This window comes from Tenacibaculum xiamenense (assembly GCF_964513065.1).
Taxonomy (GTDB): domain Bacteria; phylum Bacteroidota; class Bacteroidia; order Flavobacteriales; family Flavobacteriaceae; genus Polaribacter; species Polaribacter xiamenense.
Window position 1 is genome coordinate 66,489 of sequence record NZ_CAZEQU010000034.1, and the last position, 26,713, is coordinate 93,201.

The 26,713-nt window shown below is 32.3% G+C and carries 22 protein-coding genes; all 22 read right to left on the reverse strand.

All coding sequences use genetic code 11. The features are described from left to right. Window positions 1-12: 12 nt before the first annotated feature. Entirely contained in the window at window positions 13-651 is a 639-nt protein-coding gene (locus ACKTTV_RS14990; protein ID WP_408031672.1) for a peroxiredoxin, read from the reverse strand. Window positions 652-848: 197 nt separating this feature from the next. Further along, window positions 849-2,417 (reverse strand): serine hydrolase domain-containing protein, encoded by a 1,569-nt coding sequence (locus tag ACKTTV_RS14995; RefSeq protein WP_408031673.1) that lies wholly within the window; start codon window positions 2,415-2,417, stop codon window positions 849-851. An 82-nt stretch (window positions 2,418-2,499) separates the two neighbouring features. Continuing rightward, window positions 2,500-3,318 (reverse strand): DNA alkylation repair protein, encoded by an 819-nt coding sequence (locus ACKTTV_RS15000; RefSeq protein WP_408031674.1) that lies wholly within the window; start codon window positions 3,316-3,318, stop codon window positions 2,500-2,502. A gap of 61 nt (window positions 3,319-3,379) precedes the next feature. Continuing rightward, entirely contained in the window at window positions 3,380-3,985 is a 606-nt protein-coding gene (locus ACKTTV_RS15005) for a hypothetical protein (protein ID WP_408031675.1), read from the reverse strand. Between the two features lie 147 nt (window positions 3,986-4,132). Beyond that, entirely contained in the window at window positions 4,133-4,846 is a 714-nt protein-coding gene (locus ACKTTV_RS15010; RefSeq protein WP_408031676.1) for a DUF3667 domain-containing protein, read from the reverse strand. Between the two features lie 166 nt (window positions 4,847-5,012). Then, window positions 5,013-5,693, reverse strand: a complete 681-nt coding sequence (locus tag ACKTTV_RS15015; protein ID WP_408031677.1) for a HupE/UreJ family protein — start codon at window positions 5,691-5,693, stop codon at window positions 5,013-5,015. Then, window positions 5,693-6,757, reverse strand: a complete 1,065-nt coding sequence (locus ACKTTV_RS15020; protein WP_408031678.1) for a DUF4198 domain-containing protein — start codon at window positions 6,755-6,757, stop codon at window positions 5,693-5,695. The genes ACKTTV_RS15015 and ACKTTV_RS15020 overlap by 1 nt, the downstream gene beginning before the upstream one ends. 227 nt (window positions 6,758-6,984) lie before the next feature. After that, entirely contained in the window at window positions 6,985-10,128 is a 3,144-nt protein-coding gene (locus ACKTTV_RS15025) for a VPS10 domain-containing protein (protein WP_408031679.1), read from the reverse strand. A gap of 203 nt (window positions 10,129-10,331) precedes the next feature. After that, window positions 10,332-10,841 (reverse strand): AAA family ATPase, encoded by a 510-nt coding sequence (locus tag ACKTTV_RS15030; protein WP_408031680.1) that lies wholly within the window; start codon window positions 10,839-10,841, stop codon window positions 10,332-10,334. A gap of 66 nt (window positions 10,842-10,907) precedes the next feature. Continuing rightward, window positions 10,908-12,245 (reverse strand): alkaline phosphatase D family protein, encoded by a 1,338-nt coding sequence (locus ACKTTV_RS15035; RefSeq protein WP_408031681.1) that lies wholly within the window; start codon window positions 12,243-12,245, stop codon window positions 10,908-10,910. A 146-nt stretch (window positions 12,246-12,391) separates the two neighbouring features. Further along, entirely contained in the window at window positions 12,392-12,895 is a 504-nt protein-coding gene (locus ACKTTV_RS15040; protein WP_408031682.1) for a GNAT family N-acetyltransferase, read from the reverse strand. Window positions 12,896-12,977: 82 nt separating this feature from the next. Then, complete coding sequence (locus tag ACKTTV_RS15045; RefSeq protein WP_408031683.1) at window positions 12,978-13,544, reverse strand: cysteine hydrolase family protein; 567 nt, start codon at window positions 13,542-13,544, stop codon at window positions 12,978-12,980. 140 nt (window positions 13,545-13,684) lie between these two features. Then, window positions 13,685-14,029 carry a DUF1801 domain-containing protein gene (locus tag ACKTTV_RS15050; RefSeq protein ID WP_408031684.1) on the reverse strand — a complete coding sequence of 115 codons (345 nt, stop codon included), beginning with the start codon at window positions 14,027-14,029 and terminating at the stop codon, window positions 13,685-13,687. A 186-nt stretch (window positions 14,030-14,215) separates the two neighbouring features. Continuing rightward, the gene (locus ACKTTV_RS15055; RefSeq protein WP_408031685.1) at window positions 14,216-14,677 is read right to left on the reverse strand and encodes a helix-turn-helix domain-containing protein; all 462 of its coding nucleotides are present in this window, start codon (window positions 14,675-14,677) and stop codon (window positions 14,216-14,218) included. A 248-nt stretch (window positions 14,678-14,925) separates the two neighbouring features. Continuing rightward, window positions 14,926-16,176: an aminotransferase class V-fold PLP-dependent enzyme gene (locus tag ACKTTV_RS15060; protein WP_408031686.1), complete on the reverse strand. Its 1,251-nt coding sequence runs from the start codon at window positions 16,174-16,176 to the stop codon at window positions 14,926-14,928. Window positions 16,177-16,319: 143 nt separating this feature from the next. Then, a complete protein-coding gene (locus ACKTTV_RS15065) occupies window positions 16,320-17,411 on the reverse strand; it encodes a S41 family peptidase (RefSeq protein ID WP_408031687.1) in 1,092 nt (363 codons plus the stop codon). Between the two features lie 74 nt (window positions 17,412-17,485). Beyond that, on the reverse strand, window positions 17,486-18,250 hold the full coding sequence (locus tag ACKTTV_RS15070) for a response regulator transcription factor (protein WP_408031688.1): 765 nt from the start codon (window positions 18,248-18,250) through the stop codon (window positions 17,486-17,488). 205 nt (window positions 18,251-18,455) lie between these two features. Continuing rightward, window positions 18,456-19,844, reverse strand: a complete 1,389-nt coding sequence (locus ACKTTV_RS15075; RefSeq protein WP_408031689.1) for an ankyrin repeat domain-containing protein — start codon at window positions 19,842-19,844, stop codon at window positions 18,456-18,458. Window positions 19,845-20,136: 292 nt separating this feature from the next. Continuing rightward, entirely contained in the window at window positions 20,137-21,438 is a 1,302-nt protein-coding gene (gene thrC / locus ACKTTV_RS15080; protein ID WP_408031690.1) for a threonine synthase, read from the reverse strand. A gap of 28 nt (window positions 21,439-21,466) precedes the next feature. Continuing rightward, window positions 21,467-22,399 carry a homoserine kinase gene (locus ACKTTV_RS15085; protein ID WP_408031691.1) on the reverse strand — a complete coding sequence of 311 codons (933 nt, stop codon included), beginning with the start codon at window positions 22,397-22,399 and terminating at the stop codon, window positions 21,467-21,469. 16 nt (window positions 22,400-22,415) lie between these two features. Next, on the reverse strand, window positions 22,416-24,857 hold the full coding sequence (thrA, locus tag ACKTTV_RS15090) for a bifunctional aspartate kinase/homoserine dehydrogenase I (protein WP_408031692.1): 2,442 nt from the start codon (window positions 24,855-24,857) through the stop codon (window positions 22,416-22,418). 239 nt (window positions 24,858-25,096) lie between these two features. After that, a complete protein-coding gene (locus tag ACKTTV_RS15095) occupies window positions 25,097-26,659 on the reverse strand; it encodes a hypothetical protein (protein WP_408031693.1) in 1,563 nt (520 codons plus the stop codon). Window positions 26,660-26,713 lie beyond the last annotated feature (54 nt).

The following is a 26,713-nucleotide window of genomic DNA, read 5'->3' on the forward strand; positions in this document are numbered from 1 at the left end:
AGAATTCATTTATTACAAATTAGGTTGAGGTGTTAATCTTAAATAAGGCTTAACCTCTTTATGACCTTTTGGGAATAAGCTTGGGATTTCATCATTTCCAACGGCAGGAGAAATAACACAGTCGTCTCCATTATTCCAGTTAGCAGGAGTTGCTACTTTATGAAAAGCAGTTAACTGCAATGAATCAATAACACGTAATAACTCGTCGAAATTTCTACCCGTTGAAGCTGGATACGTGATAATAAGTTTTACTTTTTTGTCCGATCCAATAACAAAAACAGATCTTACTGTAAGCTTATTATTAGCATTTGGATGAATCATATCATAAAGAGTTGATACTTTTTTATCTTCATCAGCAATGATAGGGAAGTTTACAGTTGTGTTTTGAGTTTCATTAATATCATTAATCCAACCATGATGAGAATCTAATCCATCAACACTTAAGGCAACTACTTTCACGTTTCTTTTGCCAAACTCTTCTTTGTATTTAGCAACAGTTCCCAATTCTGTAGTACAAACAGGTGTATAGTCTGCTGGATGAGAGAATAATATTCCCCAACTATCACCTAACCATTCATGAAAATTGATTTCGCCTTCTGTTGATTGTGCTGTAAAGTTTGGAGCTTCATCTCCTAATCTGATTGTAGCCATTTTGATATACTTTTTATGGTTAATTAAGTTTAAAATATTTGGTCTTTCGAGAGTAGTCGTAGAACTAAATCTACGGTTTTTTCTCACTATAAAAATAAACAAAGCGTTTCTGATTGAATATCAAAAACGCTTTTATTTTATTAATGTTAAACACCTTTGTTAAAGGTAAGGTTCGTATTGAACAAACTGTTAGATTTCTATTTTGGTCTGAATGATACTTTCATTTTTTGAATCATTGGGGTATGTTCTGGAGTCAATGTGAAAAACACATTAATACTACCGTTTTCACAATCTATTCTAAAGTCACCTCGAAGTTGATTTCTAGGATAAACTTTTTGGATTTCTTCAATAGAACCCGCTTTATCCAGTATTTCTTGTATTTGCTTAGTTCTTCTGTCCTTTGATATATCAAGAAAGAAGTTTTCAGCAAATATGTTTTTATCTAAACTGACTTTTCCATCGGTGAATAAAGTGGTAATTTCATTTTTCTTAGACTTTAAAATGTCTGAGGTAGGCAATTTTCTAGGTTGCAATTTTAGTTTCTCAAAAAGAATTTTTTCTATTTTTTTATAGGGAATAGGAGAGGTGTAGGTTAAATTACCAAAAGCCATAATCCCAATTCCATATTGAGGATAAAATGTGTAATTACTTCCAAACCCAGGTAGTGCTCCTCCATGTGAAACTTTTAAAATACGTTTACAGTCCATTGAAATGCCAAGACCATAACCATAACCGATCATACTTGCACATGGTTCGTTATTCCAATCGTTATTCCAAGAGTTTAAAAAGTTATATTGCGGAGTATGCATTTCTCTTAGAGTACTTCGTTTAACGGGGCCATTATCTTTTTCATTTCTTGCTGGCCATGCTGATAAATGAAAACTAACATATTTGCTGAAATCTTCAATTGACGTAATCAATCCTCCCATGGCACCATATGAACCATCATTTAATAGTGCTTCTTTTTTCCATTTTTCAACTTCCCATCGATAGCCACTAGCAAGTTGCTCTTCTGGAATGTCGCTGTATTCCCAATAGGTGTTCGTCATTCCTAGTGGTTTTAAAATATTTGTTGTGATATATTCTTGATAAGGCAAACCAGATACTTTAGTGATAATGTGTCCTAACAAGGCATAACCTGTGTTGCTGTATTCGTATTGATAAGATGATGGTTTTGATAGAGATAAACCTTCGGAAACAATCTTCAAAAATGATTTGGTAGGTAAGGCAAGTTGTCGATCTCCCCAAGGATTATCCTCTGGGAAACCACCTGTCATCGTTAATAAATTTTCAATATCAATCGTAGGAGAATCTTCGGTTAAGTATTCCAAACTTGCTAGTTCAGGAACGTATTTTACAACGGCATCTTCCAATGATAGTTTTCCTTCATCTCTTAGTTTTAATATAGCCATTGCGGTAAAACTTTTAGTCATAGATGCAATTCGAAATGAAGTGTTTTTAGTAATAGGAGTTTTATTTTCTATTTGAGATAAACCTGTTGATGAAGTTAATATTAATGAATTGTCTACAACAATTCCATAGGCAATTCCAGGTATATTTTTACTTGAGGCATGTTCTGTAAATATCTGCTGTAATTCGGGAGCAACACTTTGTAACTTTTCAACTCTAGCATTATTAATGAATTCAGGAGCTTTGTACGTGTCGGAAATTAACTTCTTGTTCTGATTGTTAATTGAAGTTTTTTTGGGAGTACAAGAAATTATAGAAAGGCAAATCGATATCGTTAAAATTAAGTTGTTTTTCATTTGTTTGTTGATATTTTAATGAAAGACTTAATTTTTTCTGAATTGTAACACTCTTTTGAAAGGAGGTATAAAAATTGCTCGATTATTTTTTGTTGATGGTCCTTTTTGCTCTTTTAATAATTTTCTCTGTTTCTTTTGTTGGCGATTCTTTAAGCCATTTACTACAAAGGTTTAAAACAAATTCAGGTTTTGATTTACTGGCATCATTGAGCCAGTTCCCAACACTGTCTTGTACATATTTAGAGGTGTCAGACTTTAGTGGTTCTAATATTGAAAGTGCCAATTTTGGATTTTCTTTTAATTGATCAATATGTTTACACCAAACACCTCTAGGTCTTGTTGATTCGGTCGTAAATCGCCTTATATTTTCATTTGTATTGATTGTCCAAGTACTCAATACTTCAATAGCTTGGTATAAATTTTTATCAATTTCAGGTCGAAGTGCCATCCAAACGACTTCTCTAACTCCAAAGTGATTATCAGCAATTAACTCTAACGAATTAGATAGCTTTTCAGTAATACTTAAGTTTTCATTCAACGCAATAAGATAAGGAGCATAACAGCGAATAGAGTCCGACAAATGAGTACTAAGTTTGTTTGAAATATCATCCAAATTACCAGCTTCAGAACTTAATTCGTATAAAGTAGCACCAATAAGTTTGGTTGTATTCATTGTTGAAGGTTTCTTCTGTGACTTAATTTTTTCAACAATTAGATGAATTTCATTTTCTTTGATTCCTATCTCAGGAAAAATAGTAGAGACTAGCATAATATGATCAACAGCTAACCATTCTGTTAAATTAACAGTTTCAATTTTACCTTGATTTAAGAGCTCCAAAATATCATTTGGAATATCTACTGCTTTTCGAGCTCCTTTTCGGCTTAATATTTCTTTGTTCATATTGTTGTTTCTTTTAACTATTTCAGTAAGTGGATAATGATTAATTTAAGGTAAAGCTATTTTATTTTTCTATGTCCTTTATTTCCATTTTTTCAATTGCTTTTAATATAGACTTTTCATAGTTGCATAGATCGTAGGTCATTAACTCTATTGCATTAACTACATCAACTACTTTCGTTGAAGAATCTAGATTAATCATTTTTGTTAATATTGAGTTACCAAGTTTAGAATAGGTTACTTGGTGTTTATATATTTTTGAAAGCCTTTGGATAAACTCAAGATCAAACTCTCTTATTATACCAGTAATTTTGGCAGCTTCGAATGAGGTGTCCTGTAAGTTTGCTATTTTAATTCCATTCCAGCCTTTTAGCTTTGTATGTCTGAACGATTCGTTTCCAATATAAGTACTAAACAAATCTTTTGTATTTAAGGTTTTACTAACACTGTCAATTTCTTTTTTTATTGATTCATGGTACTTAATTGATTCTTCAAGACTTTTCTTATTACTTTCTAATTCTTGAATTATATAAGTAATGGATTTTTCTTTTTCACTTTTTGTTTTCTTTTTACTTTGTATTTCGCTAGCATAAACCCCAAGATATACACCAAAAGCAACGATTAAAAATTCTATTAAATACTTCAATATTCTCTTTGTGTTTTTTTTCATGTATTTCGATTTTGAAGCTAAAACAATGATTACTCACCCCTTCGTAGTGGATTTAAAGTTACTGTTTTTTGTTTAAGTTCTGAACTAATCGTTTTTCAGTTTAGGGAGAGTAGTTTCATTTCAATGAATGCAATGGTTTATAAGCTATTAAAAATCAAATTGGGTTTTTAGTACTCCAATAAGAATAAGGAATATAAACCATTGAATTACGAAAAAAAGTATGGTAGCAAAGGTCATAACTAATGACTCACCTGTATTATTTTTTTGTTTAAATATTTTGAAAATTAACCATGAAATCACCCCGAAAACTATTGGATCAAAAAACAACGGAATTCTGAAAAGTATATAACTGACTACTGCAATAATTGTTGCCTGGCCAATTATAAACGAACTAATAGCAAGGTGTTCAGGATAATTATATTTTCCAAAGATTAACCTTAAAGAAGATCCTAAAGGAATTATTGAGAAAATCCAAAAATATTTAATGTGTACACGTAGTAAAATTCCAATTTCATAGGCTATTTTACCAATTCCCGTTTTGGGAACGTTAACAACATCGTTAGGATCTTTGGGTATGGGAATAAGCGTAATTATAACAATGTAAAAAGTTATAGATAAAATTAAATAGGACATTGGGTTTAAAATACCTCTTCTTTTCCCTTTTATGTAATCTGTTATTGTTTGTTTGGGTGTTATTACTAGGGATTTTAAGTTGAAAAGAAATCCTCTATCCATGTTTATAAAAGTAGAAAGGGTACTTCCAATAATTGAGGACATCGTAATTCTTAGTACACCATTTCGTTGCCCACAATTTGGACAGAAATTTTCATCATGTTCAGTATTACATGAAACACATTCCATTTATTATAATTTAAGATTAAAGCGGTAGTTTGATAGTTTGGTGTAACTGTTTGTTTCGGATAAAGATAATGCTTTTCATAAAAGAAGATAACAATAAAAAATCCCTGTAAACTTTATGAAAGATAGTTTACAGGGAATAAGTAATTAAATATTTAGATCATTTATATTAATGACCATTAAAGTATCCGTATAATTGATAAATAAATAGCCAAATTCCAGCGAGTACTAAATACGAGTTTACTGCTTTGTAGAATGCAGGGAATTGCTTGTTTTTTTGAGACAAAGTGATGATAAAAACAATAGGAATTAGCGCTAAAACTTGCCCTAGCTCTACACCAACATTAAAGCATAAAATTTTAGATAAAAATTGCTCATTACCTATGTCGAAAGATTGTAATCTAGTAGAAAGCCCAAAGCCATGAATTAGACCAAAAACACCGACCATTGCTAATAGATTAGGTGATTTTATTTTTAATTTCTCAAAACCTCCTAAGTTTTCAAATCCCTTGTATAAAACACTCAAGGCGATAACTGCATCTACTAAATGTTCATTAGCCGTAATACCTGCATAAGTAGCACCTATTAATGTAATACAATGACCAATGGTAAAAACAGTAATAAACTTTAAAATGTCTTTAAAACCATTTAAGTAAAATAGGACACCTGCGAGAAAAAGCAAGTGGTCATAACCTGTTAGCATATGTGTAGCTCCGACGCGGATATATGCTAATAAACCTCCATTACGAAGAATTTCCTGATCGGCACTTGTGACATCATGTGCAAATGCGAGAAAAGGAACGAATATCAATAAAAGAGATAAAATTTGTTTTAAATTGATGTTTTTCATTAATCCTTTTTTCTGAAGATTAAAAAGAAAACTCCTATAATTAAGATACTACCAAGAATGAATACCCAAGTTGGAATACCTTCTTCATGATCGTGATGATCGTCGTGATCATGAGTATGTGTTGTTGCGTCGTGTTTGTGAGTTACTTCAAAAGTAAGTGTAGCCCATTTCGATTCATGAGTAAACTCATCATTGTCAGTAACATTTACCATGTAGATTGTTCTTAAATAGTAAATTCCGTCCTTTGGTAAGTCTACAGTGATTACTCCTTGCTCATCTGTGCGTAGTTGTTGTCCATTCGTATGAGTATGTCCTTCAGTTGAATCAGATTTGTGTGTATGATGATGGTCGTCTTTATGGTGATCGTTTTCGCCGTGCTTGTGATCATGATCATCATGACTATGACCAGTCGGAACATAATCAGCATATACTAATTGATTAGGAAGAGGCTTTCCATCAACAAGTAATTTTACAGCAAGTTTTTCACCGCTATATTTTTCATAAGGATTGGCTAACGGAACGAATTCAATTGGGTAACCTAAAATTGTATTCCAATCGTTGGTTTTAATATCTCCAACTTGATAAATAGCCTTAACATGTTTCTGATAACTCTCAATCGCATCTTGATCTAGTAAATTGTTATCCGTACGATGTTTTAAGATATCTAAAACTCCATCGTGTTTTAGATAATCATTAAACTCATTTGCTTCAAGTTTAATACTTCTTGCCTTTGTTGATACACCAGCAACGTAAGTACCTGCTTTTCCTGTGTTGAAGTTTACTTGAGTAATTGTACTGTCTTGATCTTTCCATTGATTCGATTCAATGGCGATTCTTTTACCTTGTGAAACAAAGGAAGCATCTGATATGCGGTCGAGAGCAATGGTGTTTTCACTACTATCAAATGTTCCATTGTATAAGCTAAGAGTAGCTTCTTGATTCGGTTTTAAAAAATAGGTTTCCATTTTTATATATAAATCATGGCTATATAAAACACCTATAAATAGCAGTAAATAATGGGGGTTTTTAAACACTTTTGAAAGTGCTTTTATATTTAGGTTCATAGTTCAATATTAATTGTTGTTTTTATCTAAATTTTATCTGGTAAAGATAATGCTATAACCCAGATATTTCAAGGCATGATGCCCCATAAAAATTAGTTTTCATCGTTATAATATTGAAATCTATTACAAGAGAATTGATTAATTATTTAAAAATAAAACCCTTACATATAAACAAAAAGAAAAGCAGGTGTTACTATTTTAACACCTCCTTTACCTGAATAGTGTTTTTATTCTTTCTTTAGAATCAATGCTGGAATGTTTAATGATTTGTATAGCTTGTTATAAGCATCCATTTCACTGTTGATAATTGCATCTCGCTCATTTTTATACAAATTCCAGTCAGCCAGAAGGTCTCTAAAACGTTCTTTGGCACCTTTGGTAACTTTTGGATCAGCTTGATTGATATATCCCTTAAGTTGTAAAAGTTGTGAATTTAACTTATTATTAAAATTGATGACGTCTTGGAAAGTTTTTTGCTTTTCTTGTATTAGGTTTTCTTCCCAAGTGTTAATGCGTTTTTGTAACTCTTCTCCTTTTTCAAGCAAACGTTTGGCATTGTCATTGTCTTTCAAGAGTTCAGCATATGTTTTTAATTGTGTTTTTGCTGAGCGCATTTGATTTACAGATTTATGCATGTTTCTTAAGATAGTTTCAATATTTACTAACAAATCTTGTTGTTCAGCAAAATCTTTCGGTGTTGATTTAATTGAAGGATTTGGAAGAATAGTTGCTATCTTTTCTACACTTTCCCCATCGAGTGATAATCGTAAGGTATATTTACCTGGGGCAACGCTTGATCCTGAAAGTCCACCAAAGACAAAAACTTTATGAATAGCAGGAATAGCTTCTCTGCCAAAATCCCATGTAAATCTATGATAACCTTTCTTTGAAGGTAGAACTTGTGGTTTCGATGGTCCACCTGGCCAGGATTTAAAATTCTTTGGTTTTTTGTTGGTGTACGTTCGTATTACTTTAGTGCTTTGTAAAACTTCCAATTTTAAATCAAGGGTATCGACGTCCTTGTTTAGGTAATAATCGAAAGTAACTCCACTTTTAGGGTTTCGTCCTTGTCTTGGAGCTTTTGACACCCCACCAAAAATGCGATAGGTTGGCTTAGGTTGAAATAATTGAAGTGTTTTACTTTCTTTAGTCATATTTTGGAAAGTACTTAAATCATCTAAAACCCAAAATCCACGACCAGAAGTTGCTGCCACCAAATCATTATCTTGAATAGTAAGATCGTTAATAGCAACTACAGGTAAGTTTAATTTAACACGCTGCCAATGGTTACCATCATCGTTCGAAATATACAATCCAGTTTCCGTACCCGCGTATAACAACCCTTTTCTCTTTTTATCGGCTCTAACAACTCTTGTAAAACCATTAGGATCATCCAAGCCATTTACGATTTTCTTCCACGATTTTCCATAGTCAGAGGTTTTAAAAATATATGAGTTTAAATCCAGTGATTTGTACCTCATAACAACGATATAAGCAACCGCTGGATCATGTTCAGAAATGTCAATGCTATTTATAATACCATCTTTGATTTCTTTAGGAGTAATGTTTTCCCAGCTAGCTCCGTCATTTTTTGTAACGTGTACTAAACCATCATCAGTACCCGCATAAAGCACTCCTTTTTCATGTTGTGATTCTACAAAAGCGGTAATTGTATTATAGTTTTCTCCTCCAGCAGCTTCATTCGTAAAAGGCGCTCCACCTTGACCATGCTTGTCTTTTTCGTTTTTCGTTAAATCAGGACTTATAACATTCCAACTCGTTCCTTCATCGGTTGTTTTAAAAACAACATTCCCAGCATGATAAATAGTTTGTCTATTGTGCGGAGAGGAAATAATTGGTGCATTCCAGTTATAACGATATTTAGAATCTTTCGGAGCAATACCTAATCCTAGTTCAGGATATTCTTTTATAGATTTTTGTTCCCTTGACGATTTGGTCCATTTACTAATGTTTCCTTGATAAGTTCCACCGTAAACAGTTTCTGGATTGTCTGGATCAAAAGCTATAAAAGCGCTTTCGCCTCCCGCAACAGAATACCAATCTTTCCAATCGATACCACCATCATTTGTTCGACTAGCAATGGCTATTGCTGAATTATCTTGTTGACCTCCATAAACGTTATAAGGCACTAAATTATCGGTAATAACTCGATAGAACTGAGCAGTAGCTTGATTCTGTTGGGTACTCCAACTTTTTCCGCCATTGAAAGAAATATTTGCACCTCCGTCGTTAGAGTTGATGAGGTTTTTATTGTCATAAGGATTGATCCAAAGATGATGATTGTCTCCATGAGGAACAGGAATGTTTGAAAAAGTTTTTCCACCATCAATAGATTTCATCACTGGGGCGTTTAAAACATATACCACATTTTCGTTTTGAGGATCGGCAAAAATTTCCATATAGTACCAAGAGCGAGCAATGTTCACGCGGTCTTTATTCACTTGTTTCCATTTTTTTCCAGCATCATCAGAACGATACACACCACCTTTTTCCCCTTCTGCCTCTATAACAGCAAACACTCGTTCTGGATTTGCTCTTGAAACTGAAATCCCAGATTTTCCAAACTCTTTTGGTAGTCCTGTTTCCATTTTTGTCCATGTATCACCTCCATCAGTTGATTTGTATAAACCAGAATGTTTTCCTCCCGATTCGATTACCCAAGGAAAACGGCGATGTTCCCACATAGAAGCGTATAAAATTCTTGGATTTGTCATATCCATAGATAAAGAAGATGCTCCTGTTGAGTTATTCACAAAAAGAAGTTTGTTCCAAGATTTTCCTCCATCGGTTGTTCTATAAATTCCTCTTTCTTGTGTAGGTGCATACTGAGCTCCTTGTGCTGCTACATAGATAATATCTGGATTTGTAGGGTGAATAATTACATCAGAAATATGACGTGTTTTCTCCAAACCTAGATGAGTCCAGGTTTTCCCAGCATCCATTGATTTATAAACACCATCACCCATTGAGGTCATAACCCCACGAGCAGCATGTTCTCCCATTCCAACAACAATAATATTAGTGTCACTTTCTGACACGGCAAGAGCTCCGACCGATCCGGTTTTAAAATAGTTGTCAGAAATATTTTTCCAAGTAATACCATCATCGGTTGTTTTAAAAATACCTCCTCCGGTTGATCCCATGTAGTAGGTGTGAGGCTTTCCAATTACTCCAGAACAGGCGACACTTCTACCACCTCGAAAAGGTCCAATATTTCTCCATTTTAATCCGTGAAATAATGAATCGGTAAGTTTTATTATAGGTTCTTTGGTTTTCTTTTTTCTTTTTTGTGCATGATTGCTTAATGGAAGTAGTAGCATGCAAATTACAAGAAGCTTTAGCGTTTTCATGTAGTTGTTTTAGGTTGTAGTTAAAGTAAAAAGACGTAGGTCTTATTTTACAAGTTGATTTAAAAATGAATAGCAATTGTATAGGTAGTAATTGCAACTCAGTGCTAAGATAACCAAAACTTTTTTGTTAGTTATTACCTTGAGAAATTCAGGAAAGAAGTAGGGAAACGTAAAAGAAAGAGTCAGTTGAACTAAGCTCTCTTTTATATAGACGCTATGATTGACAGTGTTTCTTCGATTGATTTAGAACTTGAATCTATTATATGAACATAATCTTGCCAAGTGTAATCTTCAAGTTCTAATTTGACAATTTCAACCCGCTCTTTCATTTGATTATCGGATGCCCTTTGATTGTCTCTGATGAAATTTTCTTCCAAATCGCACTTCAAATGAACAAATTTGAATTCATTGACTAAAGTGTTTTTTTGAATCTTATCTCTAAGGAAGCCAAATCCTTTGGGAGACCAAACATTCTCAATAGCTACAGAAAATCCATTTTTAAGATAGGTTTCTGCACATGCCCAAGACAAATCAGCTATCAATTTTTCAGTGTTTAGAAAATATTCTGTTGAGATAGGATGATCATCATGAATCCATTCAGTAAAGTAGTCAGATTCAATACAGACTCCTTTTCTCTCCTTAGCCCAAGCTTTTCCAATCGTTGATTTACCAACTCCGCAGGCTCCTGTTAAGACTAAAACATTATTGTTCAAATTTATGATGATGTTTCTAAATTAGATTATATTAATAATGATAAGAATTATAGTTAATTTCATCGTTTATCTTCTATATTTCAAATCTTTCGCACGGATGTTTTGTGTCCAGAGAGAATTACCATCCTTGTCAAAGATGGTTATTTTAAGGACTCTGTCTTTTCTAGGACCACTAACGTTTAGAATTCCAAAATTGTGCTGCCCTACGAAAGTATCTTCTATTCCATTAGTATTTAAAGGTTCTTTTCTGTTATGTGCCCCAGCAGTTAAAGATGAACAGGTCAAGTCATAAAGAGGATAAACATCTTTATTTTCTTTATAACGACTTAGAATAGTATGATGTCTGTCACCATCCAAAAAGACAACACCTTCAATTTTAGCATCACGAATCTTTTGCAAGAGGTAATGCCTCTCATCGGCGAAGGTTGCATGATTTTCGTACCAAGCTTCTGTACTTAGTACTTGTCCACCAATGACAATAAATTTAAACGGGGCTTGACTAGAGGCTAAAGCATTAATGAGCCAATCAATTTGTTTTTTACCAAGCATTTGTCTGTTTTCAGTAAAATTCTTGTTGGAAGTACGGTAATAACGATTATCCAAAAGAAAAAACTGAAGATCAGCCCATTGAAAACTTCCAGTAATTCCACCTTCTCCAATTACATCATAGTTTGGGTTTCCCCAGAATAACTTAAATATTTCAGAAGCCGTTTCTTTTAACCAATAGCTACCATCTGCGTCGTTTGGACCAAAATCATGATCATCCCAAATAGCGTAATTATGGGTAGAGGCTAACAGAGGTTGCATTTCAGGAAGAGAGCGTGTATGAGTATATCGATGTAAAAAACCAGTTCTCGAATTCCAATCTGCTTCTCTCAAATAAGTGTTGTCACCTAACCAAAGCATAAAATCTGGATCTTTTTTATGGATAGAATGAAATATATTATGGTCGCTTCCATAAGGTCTTCCAGGTCGATCAAAACGTTCTTCATTAACATAGTTACAACTCCCAATAGCGAAGTTTACCTCAGGAGGATCTGTACGCCATTGCCACAATGATTGCGATTGGAATTCCATAGGATAGTCCCTTTTAACTCGTTTGTTGTTGATGAAAAGCTCATAATTATATTTCTTACCAGGTAGGATTTTATTAGCGATTAACTTTGCTACAAACCCATCTTTTGCTGAGGTAGTGTAGGTTTCTGTTTTAAAGCGTTTTTTTGGATTGTTTTGTTCGAAGTATTCAAAACGAACTTTAGCTGATTTTGTAGTTTGCACCCATAGTAAAGCTTCCATCATTGTTGAGTAACCAACCATTGGCCCTGATTGCAATAAATCTTGAGCAGAAGATAACAGTGGATTGATAAGGAGTGTTATGATTAATGTAAATAAAAACTTCTTCATGGTGATTTGGTTTTCAAGGTAGACTAAAATTCATGGTTAAAATAATAACTTTTATTGGATCTTAATTTTAAGCTCAATATTATTTTTTTGTTAGGTTTAATTTAATACAATAGTTAATATTGATAAAACTCATTAAAAATAAGTGTTTATGATTGGGTTTCTAAGTTATTAGTTGTAGGCTCTTTTATCATGAGTATTCTCGGTATCTTATGTTTGCCAACAACCTTTCCAGTATCCTTAAAGCCTAATTTTTTGTAAAACTTTATTGCTCTAACATTAAAATGAATAACACCAAGCTTGATTCTTTCATTTTTCCCAATCCAGTCAATGGCCATTTCTGTTAGTTTTCTGGCTATTCCCATTCCTTGATATTTATGTGATATCATCAGCCAATCAATTTCAGGACAATCTTTTGACGTTCTGTCGGCAATTATAAAACCAGCCAATTCTTTATCATGAGCAACGATAACAATAACATCTTTTTTCTCAATAGCAGATAAACACGATTTTTTTGAGATATTAATTACCCATTCATTTTCCTTAAGCTGTTCTTCTGATAAATCGTCTTTATAGAACGCAGGAAAAATAGCATCTTTTACAAACTCTTCAATATTTTCAAAGTCCTCTACTTTTCCGTGCCTGTATTTCATTTCAATTGCTGCTTTTCTAATGAGTTTAGAATATGTTCTATATTAATAACATTGTATCATATGATGGAAAATGATATGATTTCTAAAGTTCTTCCAATAACTTTTCTGAATCGAAAACAGTAGCAAATTCTTCATTCAAATTAGCGAGTGTCGTTTGGTGGATTATCTCAGAATCAAACTTTTCTCCATTAACTCCTGTTCTGTCAAAGGTAGCCGTTGCGTCAGAAATTAAATATGTTTTATAACCATAATTTCCAGCCATCCTAGTGGTTGTTGAAACACAATGGTTCGTTGTAATGCCAACAATAACAACGGTTGTAATACTCAATTGATCTAATTGTTCTTTAAGGTTGGTTTCAATAAATGCACTGTTCACATTCTTGGTTATTACCTGTTCATTATTTTTAGGGATGACATTTTTATTGAATTCGAACCCTGGATTTTGCTCATGAAGTAATGATTTTGGATTGGTTGAGCTGTGTCTAATATGAAAAATAGGTAAGTTTAGTTTACGCCATTTGTTGAGTATTTTTCCGCAAATGATTTCGGCATCTTTGTTATTTCTATTTCCTCCCCAGTATTCTTCATTCAAAAAAGCATTTTGTACGTCTACAAGAATTAGGGCTGGATTTTTATCCCTTAGTTTCATCTAAATTCTGGTTATCGATATTTGTGGTTTTTCGTAAAGTTAGTTAAAAAGTTGAAATTATAGTTTGTTTAATTATTTGTTATAGATATTAATGTTTTTTGAAGTTTTGAATGCTTACATTCATATCCCACATGTTCTTTTTATTGATACAAATCTATTGCGAGGTCAAATATTTTATGAATTTTTTGTACTGGAATATCTTTTATAGGATCGATAATCATTAATTTCGTGAATGTCCTTTTTCCTTGGATTAAATCAGGGTGATTGATTTTTATTCCTTTACCTATGGCTATATAGGGTAATTGTGTTTTCTTGTTTACCCAGAGGTAGCAGAAAATTTGATTTTTATACATAAAGCAAGGTAGTCGATAGTACCATCTTGGTTCAAATTCAGAGTTGTATTTTAAGATTATATCCTTTAATGCCAACAGACAACTCTTGACAGGTTCTTCTTGTTCGAAATAAAAATTATCAATGGCTTTCATTATGGTTCTTTATCATCTCATTAATTCATATTACAAAAATAGAATTACTTAGTGTTAAGGGTATGTCAGGGGGCGATGTTTCGAATTCAATTATTTCTTTTTTTTTGTAAAATTACAGCGTTTTATAAGTTCATTGAATTGTTCTATAATGTTCAAATTGAAAACAGATAGATCCTTTATCGATTGTTATTTTTTACGACCAAACTTCTTTTCAATCTTTTTCTTTTTCCATTCTTCTCCAAAGAATTCAAAAGTATTTAAAGAATAGATACCAATAATAACTAGCCACCCTAGTAGAATCCACAATACAATTACCCAGAAAGAGGAATTATTAAAGGCAATTACGATAGGAACAATCATACTTAGCAGAGCGATGGCACAAAGTTTATAAAAACCTTTTAACTTTTGAATATAGGCTTCTTCTTTTCTTACCTGTTCTAATTCATCCCTTTTGTTTGAATCTTTAATGTCCGTTTCAAAAACTGCAGCTAATGATTTTAAAGATTCTAATCCAGCATTTTCCCCGTTTTCAATTCTTTGAATGGTTCGTATACTTAATCCACTCATTGCAGCCAATTGTTCTTGTGACCAATGACGTTCTAATCTCATTTTTTTTATGTCTCTTAAATTTGTTTTGCTTGTGTTCATTATAGATGATTTTTGTTTTGATACAAAAGTAAGGATGAAAGAAATGCCAGTGTTGCCAATAGTCTGACACCAATACGACAGTGGTATGACATTAAGAGGACAAGCTATATTACTTCTTTTATGATGAGGTTATTATCAAGTAGATAATTAAATAGGTTATGTTTTATCAAATAGAACTAAAAAATATCACTGTGCTTTATATTAAATGCTTATTCGTTATTTTTTTTGCAAGGGTTGAATGTAGCATTTTAGTTCTGTTTGATATATGCTTTAAAAACTTCAATGAATTTGTATATTTCTTCCTCTGAATTTGTTAAATCGGCAGCTAAGTAATTGCCTTTAAAGTTAGGTTTGTCTTGTAAATGTATAGAGCCGATACTTATCTTATGTTTATCGTATAATTCTTTGGAAAATACGTTAGGATTTATCCCTTCAATTTTAAAAGCGGTAATTGCACAAGATTTTTTTGGATTTGTTAATAGTCTAACTCTATCTGATTTTAAAATTTCGTTTAACCACAAGTCTCTTAAATAACGAAGTCTTTTCTCTTTTCTTTCAATACCTATTTTTTGATTGAACTCAAATACAGAGGGTAAACTTGCACTAATTGCTTTAGATACTGTTCCATATTCTTCAAATTTTTCAATGCTATTGTTTGGTTTACCTGACCAACTAGCATAAATAGGCCAAACATTTTCAATACTATCTTTTCGAACATACAAAATCCCTGTTCCTTTAGGTGCATAAAACCATTTATGAAGTGATGCACTAAAAATATCACAGCCTAATTCTGAAATTTTAAAATCGATTTGCCCAATGCTTTGAGCACCGTCAACAATAGTTGTAATGCCTTTTTTTTTCGCCATTTCACAAATTCTACGGATAGGTAATATTTGTCCATTTTTATTGAACATATGGCACATCAAAATAACTTTTGTCTTATTAGTACAGCTGTTCTCAAATGCAGAAACCACTTCATCGTCATTTTTTGCGTGCATTGGAATATCAATTAATTTTAGGCGAATATTATCACGTTTTTCCCTTTGTTCGATAATTCTAATACAGGAATCATAATCAGCGTTTGTTGTAATGATTTCATCATTTTTATCGAGGTCAAGTCCCAGTAATCCAGTTACAAGTCCTTCCATTGCATTACGCGTCAATGCTATTTCATTGGAAGAGCAACCAAAGGTATTCGCCATTAATTGCCGTAAAGATTGTGATGAACCACTTTCTTTTAAAGAATTTAAAGCTTGAGTTTTATTTTCACCTCCACCAGCAGTGATTTCTTGATATTTCGAAAGAAGTTCTAAAGTTGCATTAGATACTGCACCCCCTCCAGTATTCAATAGATTGATATATTCAGATTTTTTTGGAAAAGAATTTCTGATGTTACTCCAAAAATCATCATTTACTAATAAATTCATTGCGTCAACGTTGTTTACCATAGATAATGCTCCTGTAGCCAAAATTCCTTTTATTAATTGTCTTCTTTTCATAATGTGTATTTTGAGGTTTCTGATTTTGGTACGAGGCTAACAGTTTTGTGAATCATTTCGTTACGTATTCCAGCAACTAATTTAGCAAATACAAACCGAATAGAAAATCCTTAATATTTTCAGAAGTAGGCGAGAGCAAGCAATTACTTATGGTCATTCTTGTAACTTGTATTTATCCATTCTATGGCTTGCGTAATTGCTTTTGATTGAAGTGGTTTTTCAATATAGTAGTCTTCAATGATATTGACATCAGGAACAATTCCGTCTTTATTTAATGTTCCATCTTTACTCATATAATAAGCAACTGTAGGATTAAGTTGGATGTTATTTGAAATAGGTATCCAAGATATTGTAGAGCTTGCTCCTGCAGTTTGCTCACCAAATAGTTTAACGTTTTTTTGCCCTTTTAAACCAGATGCAACCGCTTCACCAGAACTATTAGTATATCTACCAATAATTACAGCAACTTTTCTATTGCCCAATTTTATATTACAGGTGATTGCAGGCATATTGGGGATTGCATAATCTTCATAATGCATATTACCTTCTATAATAGCCCATTTAGAATAAAATGTTTTTTCATCTTTAGAGTCTCCTCCCAGTTTTAAGTTTGGAAAAAGTATACCAAGTCCTGAAAACATGGGGTACATAGTTCCTCCTAAATTTGTTCTCAAATCAATGATATATCCCTTAGGATTGTTTTTTTCTAATTTACATAGTTTATCCCTAATTTTTAATGTATATGCAATGTTAATACTATCAATTCCCATATTATTTAATATCATAGGAATTTGAATATATCCAATGGATTTATCAATAAGATTCGAAAATATACTATTGGATTCTTTTAATCTTTTTTGATATATGCTCGACATTTTACCAATGTACTTATCACTGTCATAATCATAGGCAACGGTTCTGGTTCTTTTTACATTAGCTTTGATTTGCTCTCCGTTAACATAGGATGAACCATGAAAGTCTCCAAGTACTGTTAGCATATGTTTTATGCTTGATTTTAAAGTGTTAATAGAATCTTTTTCATTGTATATGTTATGCATTTCTTTTTCTAATTGATTCCAATCAACGTTATTCGTATACACGGAATTCTCTTTCATATTATGTATAATAGAGTCAAGAATTTTTTCATATTTAGAGGAATCAACTGTATAACTTTTATTTGTTTTACATCCAATTGCAACACTCAGAAGAGATAATAGAACAATAACCTGTTTCATGAGTAGAAAATTAAAATTATATCGTTACAATTTATAGTAATCTATTGAATGTTTGGCTATACAAAAGGGTAGTTTTAAGGTTGAAGAAGACCATTATTTGTTGCAAAAACAATGGCTTCGGAAATGTTTGATACATTCAATTTTTCAAACAATTTTTTTCGATGAAATTTCACAGTATTAGCTGAAATAAAAATTTCTTTGGCAATATCGTTTATAGTGAATCCTCGAGAAGAATAAAAAAGTATCTCTTTATCTCTTTCTGTTAATTGAATACTTTCATAGGAACTCCAGTAATTACCAATTTCTTGATATTTAAAAACGATATTACTATTTTTTTTGACTATTTTAATGTTGCCCGATTTTTTTGAACTCGAAATAGAAATTACGCACATTGCTTTCCATATTTTACCATCATCTGCTAAAAACAACGGGGTTAATTTTTGATTGACAAGGATGGTTTTATTCTCTTTGTTTTTTAAATGAAAATCATAAGATATAGTGTAATCGGTTCTTTCAATAAGCGGTATTTTTTCATAAAAATCGAACCCAACTTGATTAATTTTCAGAAGTAGTTCAATATCTTTTTGGGTAACATATTTAAAGTAGAATTCATATCCCATTTCTATTACCTCACTTGGAGAATGACCACACAAAAATAATGGATTGCTAGATACATAATCAAATCCCTTTTTATTATAATCTATAACATAAATACTACTATTTGTTGTTCTTGCAAAAGCTTCAATAGGTATTAGAAAGTCAGAGAGTTGAGAAAGCTGATTCTCAGAAATGTTTTTTACAGTATTCTTATTAGTAAAGAAATCATTAACGTTGGGCATTATATATAGTTTATCGAGTTTCCTAATATTAGCTACAACAGTTAGTATAAGAAACGTAAAGTAGGTAATGATACGTTTCAGTTTGGTATTATATCAAATATATTACATTTATTTTTTTAACACCAAATTTTATAGTTATAAGCTCTTTTTTATAAGTGTAGAGCTTATAGTTAAGTGCAACAGCTTTATACTTTTTTATATATTATTACTTGTTTTTTTTCTTTAGTTTATTGATAATTGTTGTATTGACCCAATATATATCCTGATTACTGGTATAGAATAAGTACTTTCCATCTTTGGTAACAAATGGGCAGTATTCATAATATTTAGAATTTATTTCGTTACCCATATTGATAGCTTTTGTCCAGTTTCCATTAGAATTCTTAAAACTTATATATAAATCCCCTCTTCCGAATCCTCCATCACGGGTAGAACAGAATATAATATAGGATTCGTCTGGAGCAACAAAAACATCTGCTTCATATCCAGTTGTGTTTATTGTTGAATCAAGCAATATTGGTTTCTGAAACTTGTTATTAATGAGATTGGCGCAATATATATCATGGTCTGTTCTAGACGTATCTTTTCGGGGATGACCGTTAGAAGCAAAGTACATAGTTCCATTATCTGTGAATGAAATATAATATTCATTTCCGCTTGTATTAATATTCGGACCTGCATTTATTGGTTCTGACCACTCGTCATCAAGTCTCTCAACATACCAGATGTCAACATCCTTAACATCTCCCTTTCCATCGAGTGGTCTTTTAGATATGAAATACAGTCTATTTTCATCGTTTGAAAGAAATGGATCATTGTAGCTATATCTTTCATGCGAAATAATAGTTTTAGGTTTAGTCCAGCCGTCATCTTGCATTTTGGAATATCTAATTTCGTTTCTTTTACCTACATCAACACTAAAATAAAATTCAGTTCCTGTTTTGTTAAATATTGAACCGAATTCTTGCTCTTCAGTGGAAATAAAATTAGGTGCGAACATTTTGGGATTTGCCCCAGGTTCCTTCATACCCATATACTTTCCTCTCATTTTGAATTTTCGAACAAGATGTTTATCTGCTCCTTGAGAAATTAGGAATTTAGAAATATGATCAGTACCCATTCTTTGTGAAATTTCCAAAGCCGTACTACCTCTTTTGTTCTTAGTGTTTATGTCAATTCCACTAGTAATTAATTTCTTTGTAAGTTCTTTATTTCTATTCAATATGGCCAGCTCAATTAATGATATACCATATAAGGACTGCCAGTTATCGTTAGGTTGTAACTCAATTAGATAGTTAAAATATTCCACATTATTAAATTGAACAGCCACATGTAGGGGAATTCTTTCTTGTTTATCCATTCCATTAAGTTTTATACCTTTTTTAATCAAAAGGTCAAAAACTTCTTTCTGTTTACAGGCTACAGCCCAATGTAGTAGCGACCTTCCGCGATCGTCTTTTATATCAATTTTACTATGGGTTAGCATACTGTCTAACCTTACTATATTCCCATTACAAGCAGTCCTAAATATATTCTGTGCTGATAGGTTTACACAAAAAACAGAGCTTACAATAGTTATCAGTAATTTTTTCATCTCGTTTAAATTGTAGATACAGTATTCATGAATGATTAGTTGCGATTTTATAGCATGTTATACATTTACAAATATAACGTTAAAGCATTGACGTTTTGAGATAAACACATAAAACCAACATGGTTATAGGTTTAGAATACCCATGCTATTTTAGTTGAAGAGTATATTATTTTTGAGTATTAAATAGCTTCAAAATGATGTTCTGATGTATATAAAATCAAAAATCCCCACTTTAAAAGCAGGGATTTTATAGGATTTGTATTCCAAAGTTTTACTTGTTAAAGGAGCAAGCTTATACGGTAACTTTTTCAGAATTAAGAAACTTTTTTAGTTCATCATAAGAACTAATAGCGGTAGCTACCTTTTGTTTGTCAAGTACTTCTTTAATCTGCTCAGGAATGGCAACTTTTACTGGAAGTGTACTTTCTACTACATCTAAAAATTTAACAGGATGAGCAGTTTCTAAGAAGATAGATAAACTTCCAGCATTATTTTTTTGATACTCTTTTGCTCCCAAATAACCAACTGCACCATGAGGGTCCGAAACATATTTACTATCATCGTAAATAACTTTCATGGCTTCACGAGTTTCTTCGTCATTAAATGAATAGGAAGAGAATGTTCTCTTCAAAGCTTCAATATCATTCTCAAATAACTCTTGGATACGAATAAAATTACTCGGATTTCCAACATCCATAGCATTAGAAATAGTAGCTTTTGAAGGCTTAGGCTCATATACTCCTTTGTCTAAATAGTTAGGAACTGTATCATTTATATTTGTTGACGCTACGAAATGCTTAATTGGAAGCCCTAGTTTTTGAGCCATAATTCCAGCACAAATGTTTCCGAAGTTACCACTTGGTACTGAGAAAACAACTTCTTTGTGTTGTTTGTAAACTTGCTTGTAAGCAAAGAAAAAATAGAACATTTGAGGTAACCAACGAGCAATGTTAATAGAGTTTGCTGATGTGAGTACTCTTTCAATATCTTTATCTAAAAAAGCCGTTTTTACCATGTCTTGACAGTCATCAAAAACACCATCAACTTCGAGCGCTGTAATATTTTGACCAAGAGTGGTTAATTGTTTTTCTTGTATATCACTAACTTTTCCACTAGGATATAATATAACTACTTCTACACCTTTTACTCCTAAAAAACCATGAGCAACAGCACCTCCTGTATCTCCAGAAGTAGCCACTAAAACAGTAACTTTATTATCATTGTTACGATTGAAATATCCTAAGCAACGAGCCATAAAGCGAGCACCAACATCTTTAAAAGCCATGGTTGGCCCATGAAACAATTCTAATGTAGCCGTATTGTCATCAATTGAAACCACTGGAAAATCAAAAGATAAGGTGTCTTTGATAATTTCTTTTAAGGTATTATCTGGAATTTCATTTCCAACAAATTGTTTAATTGCTTCATAAGCAATTTCTTCGTTGGAGTACGAATCTAAATTTTCTATAAATTCTTTAGATAAAGGAGTTATGTTTTCTGGAAAATATAACCCTCTATCTGGAGCCAAACCGTTAACTACTGCTTCTTGAAAGCTAACATCAGGCGATTTTTTATGTAAACTATAATAGTTCATTTCGTGTTGTTTATGTGATAAAGTTAGTCTAATTCGATGTTATAGTTTTTACTCCGTCCGTATTTATTTTTGATGTAAATACGTTAAAATCAATTTTTTTGTCAGAGTAAGCATTTTCTATGGCTTTATGTACTTTTTTTGCGATATCATCCCCTTGACAAATAGCAAAAATAGTGGGACCAGAACCCGAAATTCCCGCACCCAGGGCACCTGCTTTAATGGCTTCTGACTTTACAAGGTCAAAATGAGGAATTAAATGCTTTCTTGCTGGTTCAACAATAACATCAGTTAGTGAATTACTTATGAGCTGGTAGTCATTTGAATGTAAGCCACTAACTAATCCTCCAACATTAGCCCATTGCGTAACTGCATTTTTTAGTGATACTTCAGTAGGTAAAACTTCTCTAGCGTCTTTTGTTTTTACCTCAATTTGAGGATGAATCGCTACCAAGCGTAATTCATCAGGAACAGGAAGCTTAATTATATCTAAAGGTTCGTAACTTCTAATAAGAACAAATCCTCCAAAAACGGCAGAAGCAACATTATCTGCAATAGGAGTTCCGCAGGCAGCTTCTTCTCCTAACATGGCAAATTTGGTCAATTCTAAATCCGAAAAAGGGGCTCCCAATAACTGATTTACACCATAGGCAGCTCCACCTGCACTTGCAGCACTACTTCCTAAACCACTTCCTGGAGAAAAGCCTTTATGCATGGTCATTTCAATACCGAAATCAACAGGATGTTGTTCAAGCATGGCTAAAGCTACGACACCAGCAGCGTTTTTTGTAGGGTCTAAAGTAAGCCCGTTAGCTCCAGTAATTTCTGTAATTTTAACTCCCTTTTCTGATGTTTTTGTAAAGGTCATTTCATCACCAACATTTTCAACAGCAAACCCCATTGAGTCAAACCCGCAAGAAACATTGGCAACAGTAGCAGGAGCAAATATTTTGATAAAGTTCATTTTCTTTAATTAAATATTAGTTATTACCAGTTCTAATTACATCTGCAAAAATTCCAGAGGCCGTAACATCAGATCCTGCACCAGCTCCTTTGATTTGTAAAGGTTGTACAGGGTATCTGTCTGTATAAAAAAGAACAATATTATCACTACCTTCTAAATTATAAAAAGGATGATCAGTAGGAATATGTTGTAATCCTACTTTGGCCTTACCTTCAGAGAATTCAGCTACATATTTTAAACGACTATTTTCTTCCGATGCTTTCTGGAATAATTCCTGAAAATGAGCTTCGTTATTTGTTAAACTCTTGTAGAAATCGTCGTTATTGTTAGTTTCTAAAGATTCTTTTGGTAAGAAAGAGCTATTTTCAATATCTGATAACTCAAGTTCATAACCACTTTCACGTGCTAAAATCAAAATCTTTCGAGCAACATCAATACCACTTAAATCAATTGTAGGATCTGGCTCAGTATAACCTTGATTTTGTGCTTCTTTAACAACATTGTGAAAGCTTGAAGAGGCATTAAAGTTGTTAAAAACAAAATTTAAACTACCAGACAATACAGCTTGTATTTTTTGAACGCGATCTCCTGAAGCAACTAAGTTTTTAAGTGTGTCGATAATTGGTAAACCAGCACCTACGTTTGTTTCAAATAAAAATGGAGCATTGTATTTTCTTGAAATTCTTTTTAAGTTTTTATAATTCTCAAGATTTGAAGCACATGCTATTTTGTTACAGGTAACTACAGCAATATTATTACGTAAATAGTTTTCATAGATTTCAGAAACCGACTGATTTGCTGTATTATCAACGAATACTGAGTTTCTTAAGTTAAAATCTTTACTACGTTCGAAAAACTGTTGAATAGAAGCTTGCTCTCCATTTTCCAAGAGTTCTTTCCAATTATTAAGATCGAGACCATCCGTGTTGAATACCATTTTTCTTGAGTTTGCAAGCCCTACAACTCGAATACTCATTTTTAAATGCTCGCGTAAATACTCATTTTGTTGATGCACTTGAGCTAAAAATCGTTCTCCTACATTACCAACACCAGTAACAAACAGGTTAAGTTGTTTTATTTTTTCTTCGAAAAATTGCTCATGGAGAGTGTTCAACGCTTTCTTTGCATCGTTACTGTCAATCACAGCAGAAATATTCTTTTGAGATGCTCCTTGGGCAATGGCTCTAATATTTACATTGTTTTTGCCTAAAGAACTAAACATTTGTCCACTTAAACCCTGATGGTTTTTCATATTATCTCCAACTAAAGCAATAATGGCTAACCCTTGTTCAACGGTTACAGGATTGAGCTTGCGACGTTCAATTTCTATTTCGAAGGCTTTATTTACGGCATTTGCTGCTTTTTCAGCATCTTCATCATAAATACCTACACAAATAGAATGCTCAGACGAAGCTTGGGTAATTAAAACTACATTAACGTCTTGATTAGATAATGTTTCAAACAGCCTCTTTGAAGTGCCGGAAACACCAACCATGCCACTTCCTTCTAAAGTTAGTAATGTAATGTTTTCAATATGGCTAATACCTTTTACTGGTTTTGTATTTCCAGATTCTTTTGTGATTAAGGTACCAACATTTTCAGGATCAAAGGTGTTTTTAATAACAATTGGAATCTCTTTTTCCAAAACAGGCTGAATCGTTGGTGGGTAGATAACTTTAGCTCCAAAGTGTGATAATTCCATCGCTTCCTGATATGAAATTTGTGGTATAGCGAAGGCTTGTTTTACTACACTTGGGTTCGCAGTAAACATTCCACTAACATCCGTCCAAATTTGAAGTTCTTCAGCGTTTAAAGCAGCTGCATAAATAGCAGCCGTGTAATCTGAACCACCTCTACCTAAAGTTGTAGAAAAACCAGTTTCAGTTTTAGCAATAAAACCAGGCAATAGGGTAACTTGATGACCATTATCTTTAAAGAAATCTTGACAGTTTTTATTAGTTACTTTAAAGTTAACTTGTGCTTTATCAAATACATTAGAGGCTAAAATAATCTCTCTACTATCTTTATAAGTAGTATTCAAATTTTGTTTGGCAACTTCAGAAATAATAAAAGAAGAAAGTAATTCACCAAAGCCGCTAATTGCAGCCATTGTTTTCGGCGTAATTTCTTTCAGTAGAAAACAGCCTTCTAATAAGGTTTTTAATTGTTCAAATAGGTTTTCAACTCTAGTTTCAACAGTTTCTTTTTGGTTGCTATTTATCAAGTCGTTGATTACTTGAAAATGATGATCTTTTACTTCATTAAAAAGATCTAAATAATTTGGTTGGTTTTCTGCAGCATAATTTGCCGAAGCAATAAGCTTGTTTGTAGTTTTACCAAAAGCTGATACTACTACAGCAACTTTGGTATTGGCAGCTGTGTTACTAACAATTTGAACTACTTTGCTTATATTTTGACTATTTGCTACTGATGAGCCTCCGAATTTTAAAACTTTCATTTTAAAAGGTTATAAAAAATAATTGATTAAAGAATATTTGTGGTTATTTATCTGTTTCCAAATCTTTTGGAAAAATAAATAGTACGGAAATTATATGTATGAACGAAACCCCCTAAAGGGTAATACCAGTAGTAATAATAATTGTGCCAACGAAAGACACTCCTGTAGAAGTGTTTGTTATATCTAGGATATGTCTTTCATTAATTATCATGGTGTCAAAGATATAAATGCTTTTTTAATTATTTGGTAGATTTTTTGAATTTTTCTTGAATTATTTGCGAAACCGTTTTATTAGCTATTTTACTTTCAAGCCAAGATAGTATATCAAGGTATAGAAAAGCTCTTTTTTCGTATGGGTGATTTTCAAAAACCTTTAAACGATCATATATTTTTTTGAACTCATTTTTTATTTGATGAGGGTAAACATCACCCAATGCTTTTATAGATGATATAAACTCTTTTTGTACCTCTTGAAGGTTTTCCATTTTCAGAAGAAAGCGATAGGTGTCCTTAAACTGAACTTCTAAGTGGTAATCTAGTCCTGATTCGTAATGAGCAATTAGGTTTAAAACCCTCGCAAAGCATTGAAGGTCTTCAGCTACATGTAAATTTTTAGAATTAATAATTTTGTTTAAGTAGAAAATACACTCAGAATTTTTTCCCATTCCAAAGTATAAACATGCAATCTTGTAATAAAGAACAACAATGTGATGGTTATCAAGTAGGTTACGATATTCCTCTATTTTCTTATTAATAATTTCTACTAGGTATTCTCCTTCGCTAAAACTTCCTTCTAAAAAATGTAAATGGAGTTTATTTGCATAATAATATTGAAACATCAAAATTTCAGTATTACTATTTTTAGGAATGCTGTTGTTATCGATTCCTTCTTCAAACAACGCAAATTCTTGTTGAAACTTAGAATAATGATTGATGAAAAACAGACTTTCAAGTAAGTAATTTATCCCTTTTAAATAAAATACAGGATGTAAGCTTATATTCTTCGGATCTTCTTTAAATAGGTTAATCCATTTATTCGCGTATTTGTAACTCTGTAAAAAATCTTGTGTTAAAAAACTATGCCATAGGTTTGCTTTGTATAGCCAAAGTTTTTCTCTAAAACCGAGTTGTTTAAAGTCATATTTTGGAAGTCGTGCTTCAAAGTAATCATTTACTTTTTGAAGTTCTTCATCGTTTCTCACATAACCGGTCTTTAATAAGATACCATATAGTTGAAGTGACAAGTTAGAGAGTTTACTTGTGATCACATTTTGTTGACTCAAGTTTTTCGCTTGGATGGTTAATTCATCGGCTCTGGTATTAATACTTCTTGTTATGTATTGACTTTCAATTAGTTTTTCGAACTCAACAATTTCGTAAGCCATATTCTTTTCTTCACTATCTAAAGCCATATTTTTCGCTTTATCAAGTAGTTTTAAGCTTTGTTTGTAAAGGCCTTTTAAATACAAAACAGTGGCAAAATCCAATTGCTCTCTAATTTGAATTCTTATGTTTTTATGAACTGGATTTAAGCGTAGACTTGTCAATATCTGCTTGTATAAATGAGCTTTTAAATTCGACAGCTGTTGCTTACTTACAATACCACTTTTTATGATGGCTTTTTCATCGTAAATTTTTTGTTTCTCCAGCAATTTGAACAAAGCAAAAAATTTAGCATCAACATTCCCACCAAGCCTTCCGATGTAAAGATTAAATTGCCTTTTTTCAGACTTTGACAACGATTTTATCAAGATAAAAAGCGAATCAGTTTGTTGGTTGGTTGATGTAATTGTTTTCTTCATAATTAACTGATTTACAGTCTTTTAAGTTAGTTTTTTGTTAATTAAGTTTCGTAA